Genomic DNA, 14,945 nt, shown 5'->3' on the forward strand with positions numbered 1-14,945 from the left:
GCGTGCGCTGTGGTTGTCATTGGATCCTGCGGGAAAGCCCATCACGCACACCCATACCTGCCATCCCGGCGTTCGATTTCATTCCGCCGACGGCAACGCACACGATGCACATCCGGTGCAAGGGATACGCCTTTGCCACACGGCCGCTGCAACCGCAGCGTCCAGCAACCACGCAGATCATCGGAGGCCGCATGTCCGTTCGCAGCAGCAGTCAGAAGTTCATTGCCAGGAATCGCGCGCCTCGCGTGCAGATCGAATACGACGTCGAGATCTACGGCTCGCAGAAGAAGGTGCAGGTTCCGTTCGTCATGGGGGTGTTGTCGGACCTGTCCGGCGCCAATACAGAAAACCTGCCGGCGCTGGAAGCACGCGAGGCATTGGAAATCGATGTCGACAATTTCGACAGCCGGCTGCGTGCCATGCAACCGCGGGTGGCAATGAGCGTTTCCAACACCCTCACCGGCAGCGGCGAATTACCTGTCGATATCACCTTCGACAGCCTGGACGATTTTTCGCCCACCGCCGTGGTGACAAAAGTGGCACCGCTGGCCGAGCTGCTGGAAGCGCGTACGCAACTGGCCAATCTGGGCACGTATCTCGACGGCAAGGCCGGCGCCGAGCGCCTGATCGCCGATGCGATCAAGGATCCCACCTTGCTGCGCTCGCTGGTCGCGGCCCCCAAGTCGACGGATGAGTAACCCCATGGCGACCCAGAATTCTTCCGCTGCCCAAGACCTTGCCGATGCCCAGCCGCTAACCCGTCAATCCGACGACTTTGCGGCGCTGCTGACCCGCGAATTCCGTCCGCGCAGCGAACGCGCCGGCGAAGAAGTGCGGTTGGCTGTGCGCACCCTGGCCGAACAGGTGCTGGAACGCAGCGACATCATCAGCGACGACCTCGCGCAGACCATCAATGCGTATGTTGCCGAGATCGACCGCAAGATCACCGAGCAACTCAATCTCATCCTGCACGCACCGCAGTTCCAGGCGCTGGAGGGTGCATGGCGCGGCCTGCATTATCTGGTGAGCAATACCGAATCGGACACGCAGTTGAAGATCCGCGTGCTCAACGTGTCCAAGAAGGAGCTCGCCAAGAACCTCAAGCGCTTCAAGGGCACAGCCTGGGACCAAAGCCCGGTGTTCAAGAAGATCTACGAAGCCGAGTATGGTCAGCTGGGTGGCGAACCGTATGGCTGCCTGATCGGCGATTACCACTTCGACCACAGCCCGCAGGATGTCGACACGTTGCGCGGCATCAGCCAGATTGCGGCCGCCTCGCATGCGCCCTTCATCGCCGCTGCGGGTCCCGGACTGATGGGGATGGAAAGCTGGAGCGAGCTCTCCAACCCGCGCGATCTGGCCAAGATTTTTTCCACACCCGATTACGCGGCATGGCGGTCGTTGCGCCAGAGCGAGGATGCCAAATACCTGGCGCTGGCCATGCCACGCACGCTGGCACGGCTGCCGTACGGCGCCAAGACCGATCCGGTGGAAGCGTTCGACTTCGAAGAAGACACTCAGGGCGCCGATTCGTCGCGCTACACCTGGCAAAACGCAGCCTACGCAATGGCGGTCAACATCAACCGCTCATTCAAGCAGTACGGTTGGTGCACGCGCATTCGCGGCGTGGAGTCGGGTGGGGCGGTGGAAGGCCTGCCGACGCATACCTTCCCGGCCGACGACGGCGGTGTGGACATGAAGTGCCCGACCGAGGTGGCCATCACCGACCGCCGTTCGGCGGAACTGGACAAAATGGGGCTGATGCCGCTGGTGCATCGCAAGAACACCGACATGGCCGCCTTCATCGGTGCACAGTCGCTGGGCAAGCCCGAGGAGTACGACGACCCGGATGCCACCGCCAACGCAGCGCTGAGCGCACGGCTGCCGTATATGTTCGCTTGCTGCCGTTTCGCGCATTACCTCAAGTGCATCGTGCGCGACAAGATCGGCTCGTTCAGCACGCGCCAGCAAATGCAGAGCTGGTTGACCGATTGGGTGATGAACTACGTCGACGGCGACCCGGCCAATTCCAGCGAAGAAACCAAGGCACGCAAGCCCTTGGCCGCCGCCGAAGTGGTGGTCGAAGAGGTCGAGGGTAACCCCGGTTACTACACCTCCAAATTCTACCTGCGCCCGCATTACCAGCTCGAAGGCCTGACGGTATCGCTACGCCTGGTCTCGCGCTTGCCATCGGCGCAAGCCGCCTGACCGCTTTCAGGCTTGGCTTTCAACACTAACGACCTGCGGCTGGCATAGCCGCCGGGTCGGCTCTGCCTTTCCTGCACCACCCACCACTGGAGAAGTTCCATGGCTTTCGATATGCATCTCAAATTCGGCTCGGGCGACGTCGAGATCAAGGGCGCGTCCAACCATTCCAAGCACAAGGATCAAGTGCCGATCATTGCCTGGTCGTGGGGCACCAGTAACACCGGCAACCTGCACACCGGCGCCGGCTATGCGGCCGGCGGCAAGGCCAACGTGCAGGATATTTCCGTCACCAAGTACGTCGACAGCTGCTCCAACGCCTTGCTCAATGCCTGCTGCACGGGTGCGCGTGTGGATTCGGCCACGTTGTACGTGACCAACGCCACCGGCGAGCAGACCGACTACGTCACCATCGAGCTGAGCGAGGGCGTGATGATCACCTCGGTGTCCACCGGCGGCAGCGGTGGCGAAGATCGTCTGACCGAAAACGTGACGCTGCATTTCGGCAAGTTCAAGTACTCGTTCCAGCCGCAGGACGACAAGGGCAAGAAGCAGGGCGGCACCAAGGACTTCACCTTCAACATGCAGGAAGTGAAGAAGTCCTGAGCCAACGCAGTCCGACCGGAGCGCCAATGTCGATGTCCACCGTCCATCCCGAACATGCCTGCGCCCGCCTGATCAAGGCAGACAATCCCGAGGCCTCGTTGGCCACCGCCAAGGAGTGGGTGCGGCAATGCCCGGCCGATGCCCAAGCGCGCATCGGCTTGTTCCAGCTGCTGGCCGTGGTGGGCGACTGGGAGCGGGCGCGGCAGCAGTTGCTGCTGGCGGCAGACCTGGATCAGGCCTGGATCGGCGTGGCTGGCGCGTATGCGCGCATCCTCGACGCCGAACGTGAGCGCGAGCAGGTGCTGGCCGGTCGGATGATGCCACTGATGCCTGGTCAGGTACCGCAGTGGCAACACGATCTGCTGCAGGCATTGCAACACGATCGCGACGGCGAGCCAGCGCAGGCCGCACGACGGCGTGCGCTGGCGCTGACTCAAGCCGATGCCATCGCGGGGCACGTCGATGGCGAACGTTTCGACTGGTTGGCGGACGCCGATCCACGGTTTGGGCCTTGCCTGGAGGTCATCCTCGAAGCGGGCTACGCCTGGCTGCCGTTCGCCCAACTGCGCAGCCTGCTGTTCGAGGTGCCTGGCAGTCTGCGCGACATGCTGTGGCAATCGGTGGAAATTCAATGGCGCGACGGCACGCACAGCCGTGGCGTGGTGCCTTGTCGTTACCCCGGCAGCCACCACAGCGACGACGGCGCGATCCGTCTCGGCAAGCGCACCACCTGGCAGGGCGAAGACCTGTCTGCCTGCGGTCTGGGGCAACGCCTGCTGGCCGGCAGCGAAGACGACTACCCCTTGCTCGATATTCGCCATATTGCATTCGACACCGCCGCGGTGGCAGCGCCATGGCCGAACTGACCCAACAAGAGCGGCTGCAGCCCTCGCTGCTGGACCGTTTGATCGACGACAGTCGGCATGAGCTGGCCGAGAGCCGCGACGCGCGCGCGATCGGTCCGGCCAAGCTGCGCGACTGCGTCATGCGCGACCTGACCTGGTTGCTCAACTGCACCCGCCATTGGCATGAGGACGCACTGCAAGCGTATCCGCATGTCGCCACCTCGGTGCTCAATTACGGCATTCCCGATCTGGCCGGCGCGCGCCTGGCCGGACTGGACGTGGTCGAGCTGCAGAACCGTATCCACGCCGCCATCGTGGCGTTCGAGCCGCGGCTCGCTGCGGCCAGCCTGCAGGTCACCGCCAAGGTCGATACCGGCCGCATGGACCGCATGTCGCTGTCCTTCGTCATCGACTCCGAACTCTGGGCGCAGCCATTGCCATTGGCGCTGTATCTGCGCACCGATCTCGACCTGGAAACCGGTCGCTTCAGTCTGTCGTCCGGAGCGCACTGAGCATGGATCCGCGCCTGCTCCACCACTACAACCGCGAGTTGCAGCATGTGCGCGAGATGGGCGCGGAGTTCGCGCAGGCGTATCCGAAGGTCGCCGGCCGGCTCGGCATGAGCGGCATCGAGTGCGCCGACCCGTATGTCGAACGCCTGCTGGAAGGGTTCGCGTTTCTGTCCGCGCGCGTGCAACTCGAATTGGAGGCACAGCAACCGGTATTCGCCCAGCACCTGATGGACATGCTGTATCCGCATTTCCTGTCGCCGGTGCCGTCGATGGCCGTGGTGGAGCTGCAACCGGAGCAGGGCGAGGGCATCGGTCCGGCGGGGCATCTTGTGCCGCGTGGCAGCGCGCTGCGCTCGTTGATCGGGCACGGCGACCGCACGGCCTGCGAGTATCGTACGGCGCATGCGGTGACGCTGTGGCCGCTGCGTCTGACCGCCGCCAGCTACCTGGCCTCGCCGGCGGCGCTGGCCACGCTTGGCGTGCCGGTCGAGTCGCGCGCGCGCGCCGGCCTGCGGTTGGTTTTCACTGTGAATGCCGGGCTGCGTCTGGACATGCTGGCGCTGGACACACTGCCGATCTTCATCACCGGCGCCGACGGACTGGCCGGCAGCCTCTATGAGCAACTGCATGCCAATGCGTTGGGATTCGTGGTGCGTGCCCGCGCCGCGGATGGGCAGGTGCTCAGTCGCAACTTCGGCCCCGAGCATCTGCAGCCACAGGGCTTCGACGATGAGCAGGCATTGCTGCCGCGCAGTGAGCGCTCCTTCAGCGGCTATCGTCTGTTGCAGGAATACTTCGCTTGCCCAGAGCGCTTCCTGTTCGCCGCCTTCGATGGCCTGGCACAGGTGCTGCCGCGCGCGGCCTGCACCGAGTTCGAGATTGTGGTGTGGTTCGATCGTGCCGTCGAACGGCTCGACAATGCCGTGGATGCGAGCAATTTCCGCCTGCATTGCACCCCGGCCATCAACCTGTTCCCCAGGCGCGGCGATCGCATCCATCTGCAGCCCGGCATCTGCGAGCATCATGTGCTGGCCGACCGCACGCGGCCGATGGACTTCGAGATCCATGGCGTGGAGCAGGTCGAGGGCTTCGGCGATGGCAATACGCCGATGCAGCGTTTCGAGCCGTTCTATGGCGCGCAGCCGCGTAGCTGGCATGAGCGGCGCTCGGCGTTTTATGCGCTGCGGCGTCAGCCGCGGCGGCTGTCGACCGGGCAACGCCGCACCGGGCCGCGCTCGAGCTACGTCGGCAGCGAAGTGTTCCTGTCGCTGGTCGATGGCGATCAGGCGCCGTATCCGCATCAGCTGCGGCAATTGGGCATGCAGCTGTGGTGCAGCAACCGCGATCTGCCGCTGCATATGCCGGTGGGCAAATCCAGCACCGACTTCGTGCTGGACGATGGCGGCCCGGTGGCGGCGATCCGCTGCGTGGCCGGTCCAACGCGACCGCGCTCGGGCGTGACCGCCGGCGATACCCGCTGGCGCCTGATCAGCCATCTTCAGTTGAACTATCTCTCGCTGCTGGAGGCCGGCGACGACGGCGCCACCGCAGTGCGCGAGATGCTCACGCTCTACCACGACCCGCACGATGCCGCGGCGCGGCGCCAGGTCGAGGGCGTGCGCCGCATTGCCTCACGCCCGATCGTGCGCCGCATTCCGGTGCCGGGCCCGGCCACCTATGGCCGCGGGCTGGAGATCACCTTGACCTGCGACGACGCCGCGTTCGAAGGGCAGGGCGTCTACCTGCTCGCCTCGGTGCTGCGGCATGTCTTCGCCCGCCAGGCATCGCTGAATTCCTTTACCGAAACCGTGCTGTGCACGCTCGAACGTAACGAGGTCGTCCGATGGCCAGCCCATCTCGGCAATCGGCCGATCCTCTAGCGTTGCTGGCGCACCTGGAGGCGCAGCCGCAGGACTTCGAGTTGTTCGAAGCGTTGCGGCGGCTGGAGTGCGAGCATCCGGCGCAACCGCGTCTGGGCCAGGCAGCACGGCCGTTGGAGGAGCCGGTGCGCTTGGGGCAGCGCGCCTCGCTGGAGTTCCCGCCGCGCGATATCGACAGCCTGCAACCGGGCCCGGACGGTCTTCCGCCGACGCTGCGGACGCTGGCCTTGGGTTTGTTCGGCCCGCATGGCGCGCTGCCGCTGCATCTGACCGAACACGCGATCGAACGCGAAGGGGCTGGTGACCCGACCTTCGCCGCCTTCGCCGACATCTTCCACCACCGCATGATCGCGCTGTGGTACCGCGCCTGGGCCGATGCGCGCCCGACCGTGCAGATGGATCGTCCGGGCGAGGACCGCTTTGGCGCGCGGCTGGATGCGCTGACCGGCGTGGACCAACCCGCGCTGCGCGGCCGCGATGCGATGCCGTTGGCCGCACGCCGGCACTTCGCTGGCCGCTTCGTCGCCCAGGCACGCAATGCCGAAGGCCTGCGTGCGGTGCTGATCGGCCTGTTCGATGTCGCCGTGCAGGTGCAGGAATTCGTTGCCAACTGGTTGCCGTTACCCGAAGAAGGACGGCTGCGGATGGGACGTGCTGCTGCGCGCATGGGGCGTGACGCCACGCTAGGCGCATCGGCGCGCAACGCCCAACACCGCTTTCGCCTGCGGATCGGTCCCTTGGAGATCGCCCGTTACCGCGAGTTCCTGCCGGGCGGCCAGGCCCTGGAAGTACTGACCGCCGCAGTACGCGGCTACGTCGGCGACGAGCAGGCCTGGGACCTGCAATTGGTGCTGGCGCGCGAAGACGTCCCGCTGCCGCTGATGGGGCAGGGCCAGCGCATCGGCCTGTCGCTCTGGCTCGGCCACTATCGCCGCCCGCGCGATGCCGACCAGCTTGTACTCGCACCGTCCTGATCGACCTCTGTATCCACTTTTCTGGAGTTCCCATGGCAGACATCAGTCGCGCCGCCTTGTTCGGCAAGCTCAACAAGACCACGTATCGCGGCATCGAATCGGCCACCGCCTTCTGCAGGCTGCGTGGCGACCGCGAGGTGGATCTGCTGCATTGGCTGCATCAGTTGCTGCAGGCGCAAGACGGCGACCTGCATCGCATCGTGCGTCATTTTTCGCTCGATGCGGCGCGACTTGCGCAGGAACTGACCGCAGCGCTCGATCGGCTGCCGCGCGGCGGTGGCGGGCACTTCGATCTGTCGGCCAGCGTGGAAGAAGCAGTGGAACGCGCCTGGGTGCACTGCACGTTGCGCTACGGCCGGCAACGCATCCGTGGCGGCGACCTGCTGGTGGCGATCCTGCATACGCGCAGCCTGCGCAACGGCTTGCTGGCCATGTCCAGCGAGTTCGGCAAGCTGCGCGCAGAGGCGCTGGCCGACGATCTGGACGCCATCGTCGCCGGCTCGCCGGAGGACGATGCCACCGATATTGCGGCGGCCAGCGCTCCCGCCGGACCAGCCGCCGCTGGTGGGACTGCCGCGCTCGCGCTGTATACGGTCGACCTCACCGCACAAGCACGCGAGGGCAAGCTAGACCCGATCATCGGCCGCGACGACGAGATCCGCCAGGTGGTCGATATCCTGATGCGCCGCCGCCAGAACAACCCGATCCTGGTCGGCGAGGCCGGTGTCGGCAAGACCGCGGTGGTGGAAGGCTTCGCACAACGCATCGCGCGCGGCGATGTGCCGCCCGCGTTGAAGGATGTGCAGCTGCGCACGCTGGATGTGGGCCTGCTGCAGGCCGGCGCCAGCATGAAGGGCGAATTCGAGCAACGCCTGCGCGCAGTCATCGACGAAGTGCAGGCCAGCCCCAAGCCGATCATTTTGTTTGTCGACGAAACCCACACCCTGGTCGGCGCCGGTGGCGCGGCCGGTACCGGCGATGCGGCCAACCTGCTCAAGCCCGCACTGGCGCGTGGCACCTTGCGCACCGTGGGGGCGACCACGTTTGCCGAGTACAAGAAGTACATCGAAAAGGATCCGGCATTGACGCGGCGCTTCCAGGCCGTGCAGGTGGACGAGCCGGACGAGGCCAAGGCGGTGCGCATGATGCGCGGCGTCGCTTCGATGATGGAACAGCACCACCGTGTGCAGATCCTGGACGAAGCGCTGGAAGCGGCAGTCAAGCTCAGTCACCGCTACATCCCAGCGCGGCAGCTGCCGGACAAATCGGTGAGCCTGCTCGACACCGCCTGCGCGCGCGTGGCGGTGAGCCTGCACGCTACGCCTGCGGAAGTGGACGACAGTCGCCGCCGCATCGAATCGCTGGAGACCGAGCACGCCATCATCGAACGCGAGCGTGCGATTGGCATCGTGGTGGATGAGCGTGCTGCAGCTTGCGCCAGCCTGCTGCAAAGCGAGCACGGCCGCCTGCACGAGCTGGAACAGCGCTGGGTTGGCGAGAAGGCATTGGTGGACGAGCTGTTGTCGTTGCGCGCACAACTGCGTAGCGGTAATTCATCGGTGGAAGGCACCGGCAGTGCGTTGGAAGCAGAGGCCGACACCGACGCAGATGCCGCCGCAGATGCCGCTGTCGCGCAGTCGGCGTCTGGCGACACTGTCGTGCTCGACGCACCGGTACAAGTTGATCGCGACACGCTGCTCGCACGCCTGCAACTGGTACAGGCCGAACTGGCCGCACTCCAGGGCGAATCGCCTTTGATCCTGCCCACCGTCGATTACCAGGCGGTGGCCGCCGTGGTCGCCGACTGGACCGGCATTCCGGTCGGGCGCATGGCGCGCAACGAGATCGACACCGTGCTGCGCCTGCCCGACCTGCTGGCCAAGCGCGTGATCGGCCAGGACCATGCCATGGAGATGATCGCCAGGCGTATCCAGACCAGCCGCGCCGGCCTGGACAACCCGGACAAACCGATCGGCGTGTTCCTGCTCGCCGGCACCTCCGGCGTGGGCAAGACCGAAACCGCACTCGCCCTGGCCGAAACCTTGTACGGCGGCGAACAGAATCTGATCACCATCAACATGAGCGAGTACCAGGAAGCGCATACCGTCTCCTCGCTCAAGGGCGCACCACCGGGCTATGTGGGCTACGGCGAAGGCGGCGTGCTCACCGAAGCGGTGCGACGCAAGCCGTACTCGGTGGTGCTGCTGGACGAAGTGGAGAAAGCCCACCCGGACGTGCACGAACTGTTCTTCCAGGTCTTCGACAAGGGCTGGATGGAAGACGGCGAAGGTCGCCGTATCGATTTCCGCAACACCTTGATCATCCTGACCAGCAACGCGGGCACCGACCTGATCGCCAGCCTGTGCAAGGACCCGGAGCTGATACCCGACCCGGGAGCCATGGCCAAGGCCATCCGCGAGCCGTTGTTGAAGGTGTTTCCGCCGGCATTGCTCGGGCGGCTGGTGGCGATTCCGTATTACCCGCTGAGCAACGACATGCTCGGGCAGATCGTGCGACTGCAGTTGAATCGCATCAAGAAACGCATCGAAGAGCGCTACAAGATTCCGTTCGAGTACGACCACTCGGTGGTGGAGCTGGTGGTATCGCGGTGCACTGAAAGCGAGTCGGGCGGACGAATGATTGATGCGATTTTGACTAACTCGATGTTGCCGGAGATCAGTCGGCAGTTTCTCACTCGGGTGATTGAGGGCAAAAAAATCAATCATTCGCGCGTATCGGCCGTGGCGGATGGCTTTTTCTACGAATTCTGAGGGCAGAAAACATGGTGGCCAAGGCGACGGTGTATCTGAATGGTATCGAGCGCGGCAGCAGCGATGCCGCCATGGGTGGCGGGAGGCGGGGAGGGCCGGTCAACGATCTCGCCGATCACGCCGAACGCAAAGCCTGGCGAGAAGCATGGCCAAGGATCTGTCGTGAAGTACGGGCGACCGCGGACGGAACGCCATTCGAGATCACCATCGAAGTCAACATGACGATCTGCGCGGACTGCCAGAAATGGATGATTGTTGAAGTTCGTCGCCATCTCGGCCAGTTGGGTCGAGCTTTTACCTTTTATGCCACGGTGGGAAAGGAAAAGCCGGTTGTCGTGGCGCGTGACACGGTATGGAACGCGAAGGTCGGTCAATGCCGACTTTGGAAGGCTGATCGAAGCGATCTGCAGATGGGTCGTGTACGAAAGCACGAGGTGATCTATGAAAAGACGCGAGGATAGATGCGTACTCATTTGATCGCCGGCCGTGCATGCAATTGCAGAAAAGCTGCGATCCGAGGACGTCCGCTGCCAGACCCAGTCGCGCAGCGCGCATCTGACGCGAAACGTCGGTTCGCGTCTAGTGATAGTTGGCTGCAAAAGGTGTGCTTCGACGCTTCTCCATCGCTGCATCAACAAGAACGGGATCCGAAATGGTCAATGCAAAGTACATCACAGAAGAAACCGCAGCCCATGGTCGCGTGCTGGCCTTTCCGAACGTCAGTTCATGCGTGGCGGTAGTCGTCGTGTTGCCGGATGAACTCGTCGGTTGGCACGTCACGGTGAAGACGCTCGACTCGATCGACAAGGGCATGGCCGCGCAGGGGGCCGCAAAGTTTCTTGACTATGCCAGAAGCGGGACACCCCGCAGGCTGCTCATCGTGGGTCACGTCACCCACCATGACCCCACGGCGCTGCGCGATTGGGTGCGGGCTCAGCTGGCTGTCGACCTGCCCACGCAGTCTTTCGATATCACCAGGCACCGCAAGGCAGAGACGAATGTCGCGTACCACCTCTTCTTTGAGCATAACGGCCACGACATTCCGCAGATCACCTTCAAGAATTCGACGAAGGTGGGAGTAAGCAACGTCACCAATGGCGAGAGCGGAGTGCCGAATGGAGGGCTGCCCGTTCACAACCGCAGTGCGGACTTCACGGTCAGTCGCTGGCACACGCTGCGGCGCCATTTCGTCGACGTATGACCTCCGGAGCTAGCAAGACAAAGAACGCGCCAGCGGACATGCATCGCATCTTCCCGCCGCAGAGAGAGCGATACCGCAAAGCGCCCTCCGGAAAACTTGGGTCAGAGTGAACTTCCTTTAGCTCGGTGGACGACATTCATTGATAGCTGCCAGGCAGGGCGATACCCCGCGACAAAGAACACATGTGCACATGAGAGGAGGCTTACATGTTGGAAAAGAAGATCAAGGTTGGCGATGACGCCAGCTGGCTTCCTAGAAAAGAAGGGGAGCTAACAGGCAGCGGTGGCTTGATAGAGGTGCCCGGCACGGTACTGGAGGGGTACGCCACGAAGTACCTTCCTTTCATCCCGAATGCCATCAGTGCAGTCCATTCGGGAGGACTGGATGTGATCAGTTACAACTTTAGCGGCTGCTTGATGGCTGCCTACACTGCTCAGGACGGGCGGAGAATGGTTTGCCACGTGTCGACGGGTGAAGGAAATGATTGCAAGAGCGCCTGGGACCAAATTAGGAGTACTTCGACGAACGTCCTTGAGTTTCGTCCATCCGATTACATCGACACCAAGGGACGTTCCTTGGCCGGGTGCTACGGACTGATCACAAACGATGATCGGAGTCTGGCCATTACCGTGGTTTCAGGTAAAGACCCGAGCTCAAGGTTCATCTCTGCAATTACCGTGGTTTCAGGTAAAGAGCCGAACTCAAGGTTCATCTCAGCGATTAAAAAGATGAGGTTCTGGCGGGATTAATGCGTTCCGCCCCTGGCGTGATGCGCAGAGTGAGGGCGATGCGTGGATCGACAGTTCGCGCAACGACAAGAAGATGCTGCCGTTCGTGGCGCTGAACACGGCGCTGTTCAAGGATGGCGACACAGACACAAGGATCTGATCACGCAGAGCCAGTACGACGCGGGCATGGCGCAGATGGGACTGCCGAAGGACTTCAGCTCGCGCTACGTCGAGGAGTCCGGCTATGCGCTGAGCAGCGAGGACGGCCTTGTGGAGGAGTGGATCAAACCCGGCCTGCGCGCGGAAGGCAGCGTCTGGCGGCGGCACGTGCTGAATCCGATCGGGGCATTCCTCGGTTGATGCGTTGCACGATTCAACGACTATTACGGAGAACGACATGGACAACGCAGTGACAGGGGCGCACGGTCAAGCCGGCTTGCATTGGGTAGGCCATGTAGGCCACGGACGAGTTGGATTCCGGGAGCACTGTGGAGCAATGCTGCGATCGCGCGTGCAGGATCCTGCAAGACGATTAAGCGCATGAGCTGCAGAATCCTCACCAGCTTCGCCATGGCCAACCATGGCTCGACCTTCATGCACTGGCTGCGTAGCGAGTTGATGAAGAGCCTTGGGCTCTACGACATCGATGCGGTGTATGTCGATTCGATCGTGTCGCGGTCCATCGACGATCGTGCCACGGTCGCTCCCGATACCCGCGCGCACATGCGTTCGCCGACGGGCGCACTGCCGATCGGTGCGATGCGCGAGGACTGGAATGCGCTGTACCAGGCGGCGATGCGCCAGGCGCAGTTGATGCTGTTTTGCTACACGGACGAGTTCAGGGACAGCCAGTGGTGCCGGCAGGAATGGGACCAGTTCATCGGTCAGAAGGCGGGGCGTCCTGCAGATCGACCGCTACGCGGGCTGATACTGGAATTCACCACTGATGCATGCACGCTGCCTGGGAGTCGTGGTGATGGCGTGACCCGGATACCGGTCGCCAAGACCGATGGCGGGCGCTGCGGGCTGGCCTGGGACAAAGGGGACTACATCCTGTCGAGCACGGATTATGCACGGGTGCTCGCCCAGATCCAGCAGCTGATCCGTTGAGAGGGCATGCCGGGCATCGAGGCGATGCCATGGCGTGAGCGGGAAGACCTACTCGTCGCCGGTATGTGTGGCATCGCGATTTTCGATTTCCTGCGAGCCAGCGCGGCCGGCAAAGTCATCGCATGCCATCGACCTCCGCGCCGATGTACCGCAAGACCACTCCGGGAGCCTGATCATGGCCCACGCCATCACCCTGCAGTCGCCGCTGGGCAAGACGCTGCGCTTTGTGCGGATGAGTGCGCACGAGGCGCTGGGGCGCCCGTATGCGTTCGCCTTGCATGGCATCAGCCGCGATGTGGCGATCGACCTGCGCGCTCTGCTGGGCAAGCCGATGGCGGTCAAGGTCACTTCGCCTCAGGGCTATGTGCGGCACTATCACGGCATTGTCGCCGAAGCCGAGCAGACCGGTTTCGAGCAGATCGAGGGGCTGCGCTACGCCACCTATGCCTTCTCGCTGGTGCCCAAGCTGTGGTTGCTCGGGCAGCGCCGCGATTGCCGGATCTACAAGAACAAGAGCGTGCCGGAGCTGGTGCGCGCATTGCTGGCCGACGTTGGCTGCACCGACGTCAAGTTGCGCCTGAGCGCGAGCTACCGGCCGCGCGAATATTGCGTGCAGTACCGCGAGAGCGGGCTGGACTTCGTCAGCCGGCTGATGGAGCAGGAGGGCATCTACTACTACTTCGAACACAGCGCCAGCACCCATACGCTGGTGCTGGCCGATAGCCTTGGCGGCCACGAGGCGGTGGCGCCGTTCGCGCAGATTCCGTACTGCCCGCCCGGACAGAAGGGCAGCCGGATGAAGGACGCAATCACCGACTGGTCGCTGGCGCGCAGCGCGCACAGCACGCGCGTGCGGTTGGACGACTACGACTATCTCAAGCCCAAGGCGTCGCTGCGGGTGAACGAGACTCCTGCCGAGTCCTCCGGACCGGCGTTGGGTGAGCTGGAGGTGTTCGACTATCCCGGCGAGCATCTCGATGTCGCCGCCGGCCGCCGCCACGCACAGGTGCGTGCCGAAGCACTCAACGTGGCGCAGGCGCAGTACCAGGGCTGGACCGATGCCTGCGGTTTGCAGGTCGGTGCGTTGTTCAAGCTACGCGACTTCCCGCTGGCCGAGCACAACCAGGAATACCTGGTGACGAGCGCGAACACCGAATTGGTCGAAGTGGATTATGTGTCCGGTGGCGAGACGGTTGCCGAGCCGTTTGCGTCCACCTTCCGAGCGCTGCGCAGCCGGCAGCCGTACCGCAGCCCGCAGACCACACCGCGTCCCAGCATCGCCGGATTGCAGACCGCGGTGGTCGACGGCAAGACGCCCGAGGACATCGCGGTCGACCAGCACGGCCGCGTCCAGGTGAATTTCTTCTGGTGCCCGCCGGGAACGCCGAACGCCGACTGTTCGTGCCCGGTACGTGTGGCGCAGGCGTGGGCGGGCAAACGCTGGGGCGCGCAGCACATTCCGCGTGTTGGCCAGGAGGTGGTGGTGAGCTTTCTGGAAGGCAATCCGGATCGTCCGCTGATCATCGGCAGCGTCTACAACGCCGACCAGATGCCGCCGTATGCACTGCCCGAGCACCGCACCCGCAGCGGAGTGAAGAGCCGCAGCTTGTTGGGCGGCGCCGAGGACTACAACGAGATCCGTTTCGACGACAAGAAGGGCAACGAGGAGCTGCTGCTGCATGCGCAGCGCGATCTGCGCCACGAAGTGGAGAACGACCATTTCGTCACTGTCGACCGCAACGAGACCGCCGAGGTCAAACGCGAACGCAGCCACATCGTGGGCGGCAACGACCGTCTGGACGTGGGCAAGGCGCTGCGCATCCAGGCCGGCAGCGAGATCGAGCTGGTGACCGGCATGGCCCGCCTGCAGCTGAAGGCCAGCGGCGAGATCGTGCTCAGCGGCACCCGGCTCACGCTCGATGGACGCGTCAGCGTCGGCATCCAGGGCGGCGTCAGTGTCGATGTCAGCGCGATGGCCAACCTGACCCTGCGCTCGAATGCGTCGGTGCTATTGCAATCCAACGCCGTGACCACCGCGCGCGCCAACGCGGCGCTGCTGTTGCAGTCGTCCGGTCCGGCCGTGCTCAAGGGCACTCCGCCCATCATCGCCTGA

The 14,945-nt window shown here is 63.9% G+C and carries 14 protein-coding genes; all 14 read left to right on the plus strand.

All coding sequences use genetic code 11. The features are described 5' to 3' along the window. Positions 1-191: 191 nt before the first annotated feature. The 14 genes from tssB to ACCQ16_RS10625 all read left to right on the plus strand — a co-directional run bounded on the left by tssB (position 192) and on the right by ACCQ16_RS10625 (position 14,945). Positions 192-698: a type VI secretion system contractile sheath small subunit gene (gene tssB / locus ACCQ16_RS10560; RefSeq protein WP_277573082.1), complete on the plus strand. Its 507-nt coding sequence runs from the start codon at positions 192-194 to the stop codon at positions 696-698. After that, positions 691-2,208, plus strand: a complete 1,518-nt coding sequence (gene tssC, locus ACCQ16_RS10565) for a type VI secretion system contractile sheath large subunit (protein ID WP_031422679.1) — start codon at positions 691-693, stop codon at positions 2,206-2,208. Before tssB ends, tssC begins: the two co-directional genes overlap by 8 nt. A 99-nt stretch (positions 2,209-2,307) precedes the next feature. After that, positions 2,308-2,811 carry an Hcp family type VI secretion system effector gene (locus ACCQ16_RS10570; protein ID WP_031422681.1) on the plus strand — a complete coding sequence of 168 codons (504 nt, stop codon included), beginning with the start codon at positions 2,308-2,310 and terminating at the stop codon, positions 2,809-2,811. Between the two features lie 32 nt (positions 2,812-2,843). Then, the gene (locus ACCQ16_RS10575; RefSeq protein WP_343237589.1) at positions 2,844-3,677 is read left to right on the plus strand and encodes a type VI secretion system accessory protein TagJ; all 834 of its coding nucleotides are present in this window, start codon (positions 2,844-2,846) and stop codon (positions 3,675-3,677) included. After that, entirely contained in the window at positions 3,665-4,168 is a 504-nt protein-coding gene (tssE, locus tag ACCQ16_RS10580) for a type VI secretion system baseplate subunit TssE (protein WP_277573080.1), read from the plus strand. The genes ACCQ16_RS10575 and tssE overlap by 13 nt, the downstream gene beginning before the upstream one ends. Positions 4,169-4,170: 2 nt before the next feature. Next, positions 4,171-6,048, plus strand: a complete 1,878-nt coding sequence (gene tssF / locus ACCQ16_RS10585; protein WP_008571950.1) for a type VI secretion system baseplate subunit TssF — start codon at positions 4,171-4,173, stop codon at positions 6,046-6,048. Next, complete coding sequence (tssG, locus tag ACCQ16_RS10590) at positions 6,012-7,022, plus strand: type VI secretion system baseplate subunit TssG (protein WP_008571951.1); 1,011 nt, start codon at positions 6,012-6,014, stop codon at positions 7,020-7,022. The genes tssF and tssG overlap by 37 nt, the downstream gene beginning before the upstream one ends. Before the next feature lie 32 nt (positions 7,023-7,054). Then, positions 7,055-9,793, plus strand: a complete 2,739-nt coding sequence (gene tssH, locus ACCQ16_RS10595) for a type VI secretion system ATPase TssH (protein WP_372380336.1) — start codon at positions 7,055-7,057, stop codon at positions 9,791-9,793. An 11-nt stretch (positions 9,794-9,804) separates the two neighbouring features. After that, positions 9,805-10,254, plus strand: coding sequence for a hypothetical protein (locus ACCQ16_RS10600; protein WP_218495373.1), 450 nt, complete (start codon positions 9,805-9,807; stop codon positions 10,252-10,254). Positions 10,255-10,445: 191 nt separating this feature from the next. Continuing rightward, a complete protein-coding gene (locus ACCQ16_RS10605) occupies positions 10,446-10,994 on the plus strand; it encodes a hypothetical protein (protein WP_218495372.1) in 549 nt (182 codons plus the stop codon). 206 nt (positions 10,995-11,200) lie between these two features. Further along, positions 11,201-11,743: a hypothetical protein gene (locus tag ACCQ16_RS10610; RefSeq protein ID WP_008577832.1), complete on the plus strand. Its 543-nt coding sequence runs from the start codon at positions 11,201-11,203 to the stop codon at positions 11,741-11,743. 42 nt (positions 11,744-11,785) lie between these two features. Then, positions 11,786-12,082, plus strand: a complete 297-nt coding sequence (locus ACCQ16_RS10615; RefSeq protein ID WP_277572773.1) for a hypothetical protein — start codon at positions 11,786-11,788, stop codon at positions 12,080-12,082. 210 nt (positions 12,083-12,292) lie between these two features. Continuing rightward, positions 12,293-12,832 (plus strand): toll/interleukin-1 receptor domain-containing protein, encoded by a 540-nt coding sequence (locus ACCQ16_RS10620; RefSeq protein WP_228733824.1) that lies wholly within the window; start codon positions 12,293-12,295, stop codon positions 12,830-12,832. 175 nt (positions 12,833-13,007) lie between these two features. Beyond that, complete coding sequence (locus tag ACCQ16_RS10625; protein WP_277572772.1) at positions 13,008-14,945, plus strand: type VI secretion system Vgr family protein; 1,938 nt, start codon at positions 13,008-13,010, stop codon at positions 14,943-14,945.

It is taken from the genome of Xanthomonas sp. NCPPB 1062, from assembly GCF_041481705.2.
GTDB classification, from domain to species: domain Bacteria; phylum Pseudomonadota; class Gammaproteobacteria; order Xanthomonadales; family Xanthomonadaceae; genus Xanthomonas; species Xanthomonas euvesicatoria.

Excerpts from the sequence above, each read along its gene's own strand:
- tssH (WP_372380336.1), top strand. The coding sequence starts at position 7,055 with ATGGCAGACATCAGTCGCGCCGCCTTGTTCGGCAAGCTCAACAAGACC.
- tssB (WP_277573082.1), top strand. The coding sequence starts at position 192 with ATGTCCGTTCGCAGCAGCAGTCAGAAGTTCATTGCCAGGAATCGCGCG.
- tssF (WP_008571950.1), top strand. The coding sequence starts at position 4,171 with ATGGATCCGCGCCTGCTCCACCACTACAACCGCGAGTTGCAGCATGTG.
- ACCQ16_RS10575 (WP_343237589.1), top strand. The coding sequence starts at position 2,844 with ATGTCCACCGTCCATCCCGAACATGCCTGCGCCCGCCTGATCAAGGCA.
- ACCQ16_RS10620 (WP_228733824.1), top strand. The coding sequence starts at position 12,293 with ATGGCCAACCATGGCTCGACCTTCATGCACTGGCTGCGTAGCGAGTTG.
- ACCQ16_RS10600 (WP_218495373.1), top strand. The coding sequence starts at position 9,805 with ATGGTGGCCAAGGCGACGGTGTATCTGAATGGTATCGAGCGCGGCAGC.
- tssE (WP_277573080.1), top strand. The coding sequence starts at position 3,665 with ATGGCCGAACTGACCCAACAAGAGCGGCTGCAGCCCTCGCTGCTGGAC.
- tssC (WP_031422679.1), top strand. The coding sequence starts at position 691 with ATGAGTAACCCCATGGCGACCCAGAATTCTTCCGCTGCCCAAGACCTT.
- ACCQ16_RS10605 (WP_218495372.1), top strand. The coding sequence starts at position 10,446 with ATGGTCAATGCAAAGTACATCACAGAAGAAACCGCAGCCCATGGTCGC.
- ACCQ16_RS10625 (WP_277572772.1), top strand. The coding sequence starts at position 13,008 with ATGGCCCACGCCATCACCCTGCAGTCGCCGCTGGGCAAGACGCTGCGC.
- ACCQ16_RS10570 (WP_031422681.1), top strand. The coding sequence starts at position 2,308 with ATGGCTTTCGATATGCATCTCAAATTCGGCTCGGGCGACGTCGAGATC.
- ACCQ16_RS10610 (WP_008577832.1), top strand. The coding sequence starts at position 11,201 with ATGTTGGAAAAGAAGATCAAGGTTGGCGATGACGCCAGCTGGCTTCCT.
- tssG (WP_008571951.1), top strand. The coding sequence starts at position 6,012 with ATGGCCAGCCCATCTCGGCAATCGGCCGATCCTCTAGCGTTGCTGGCG.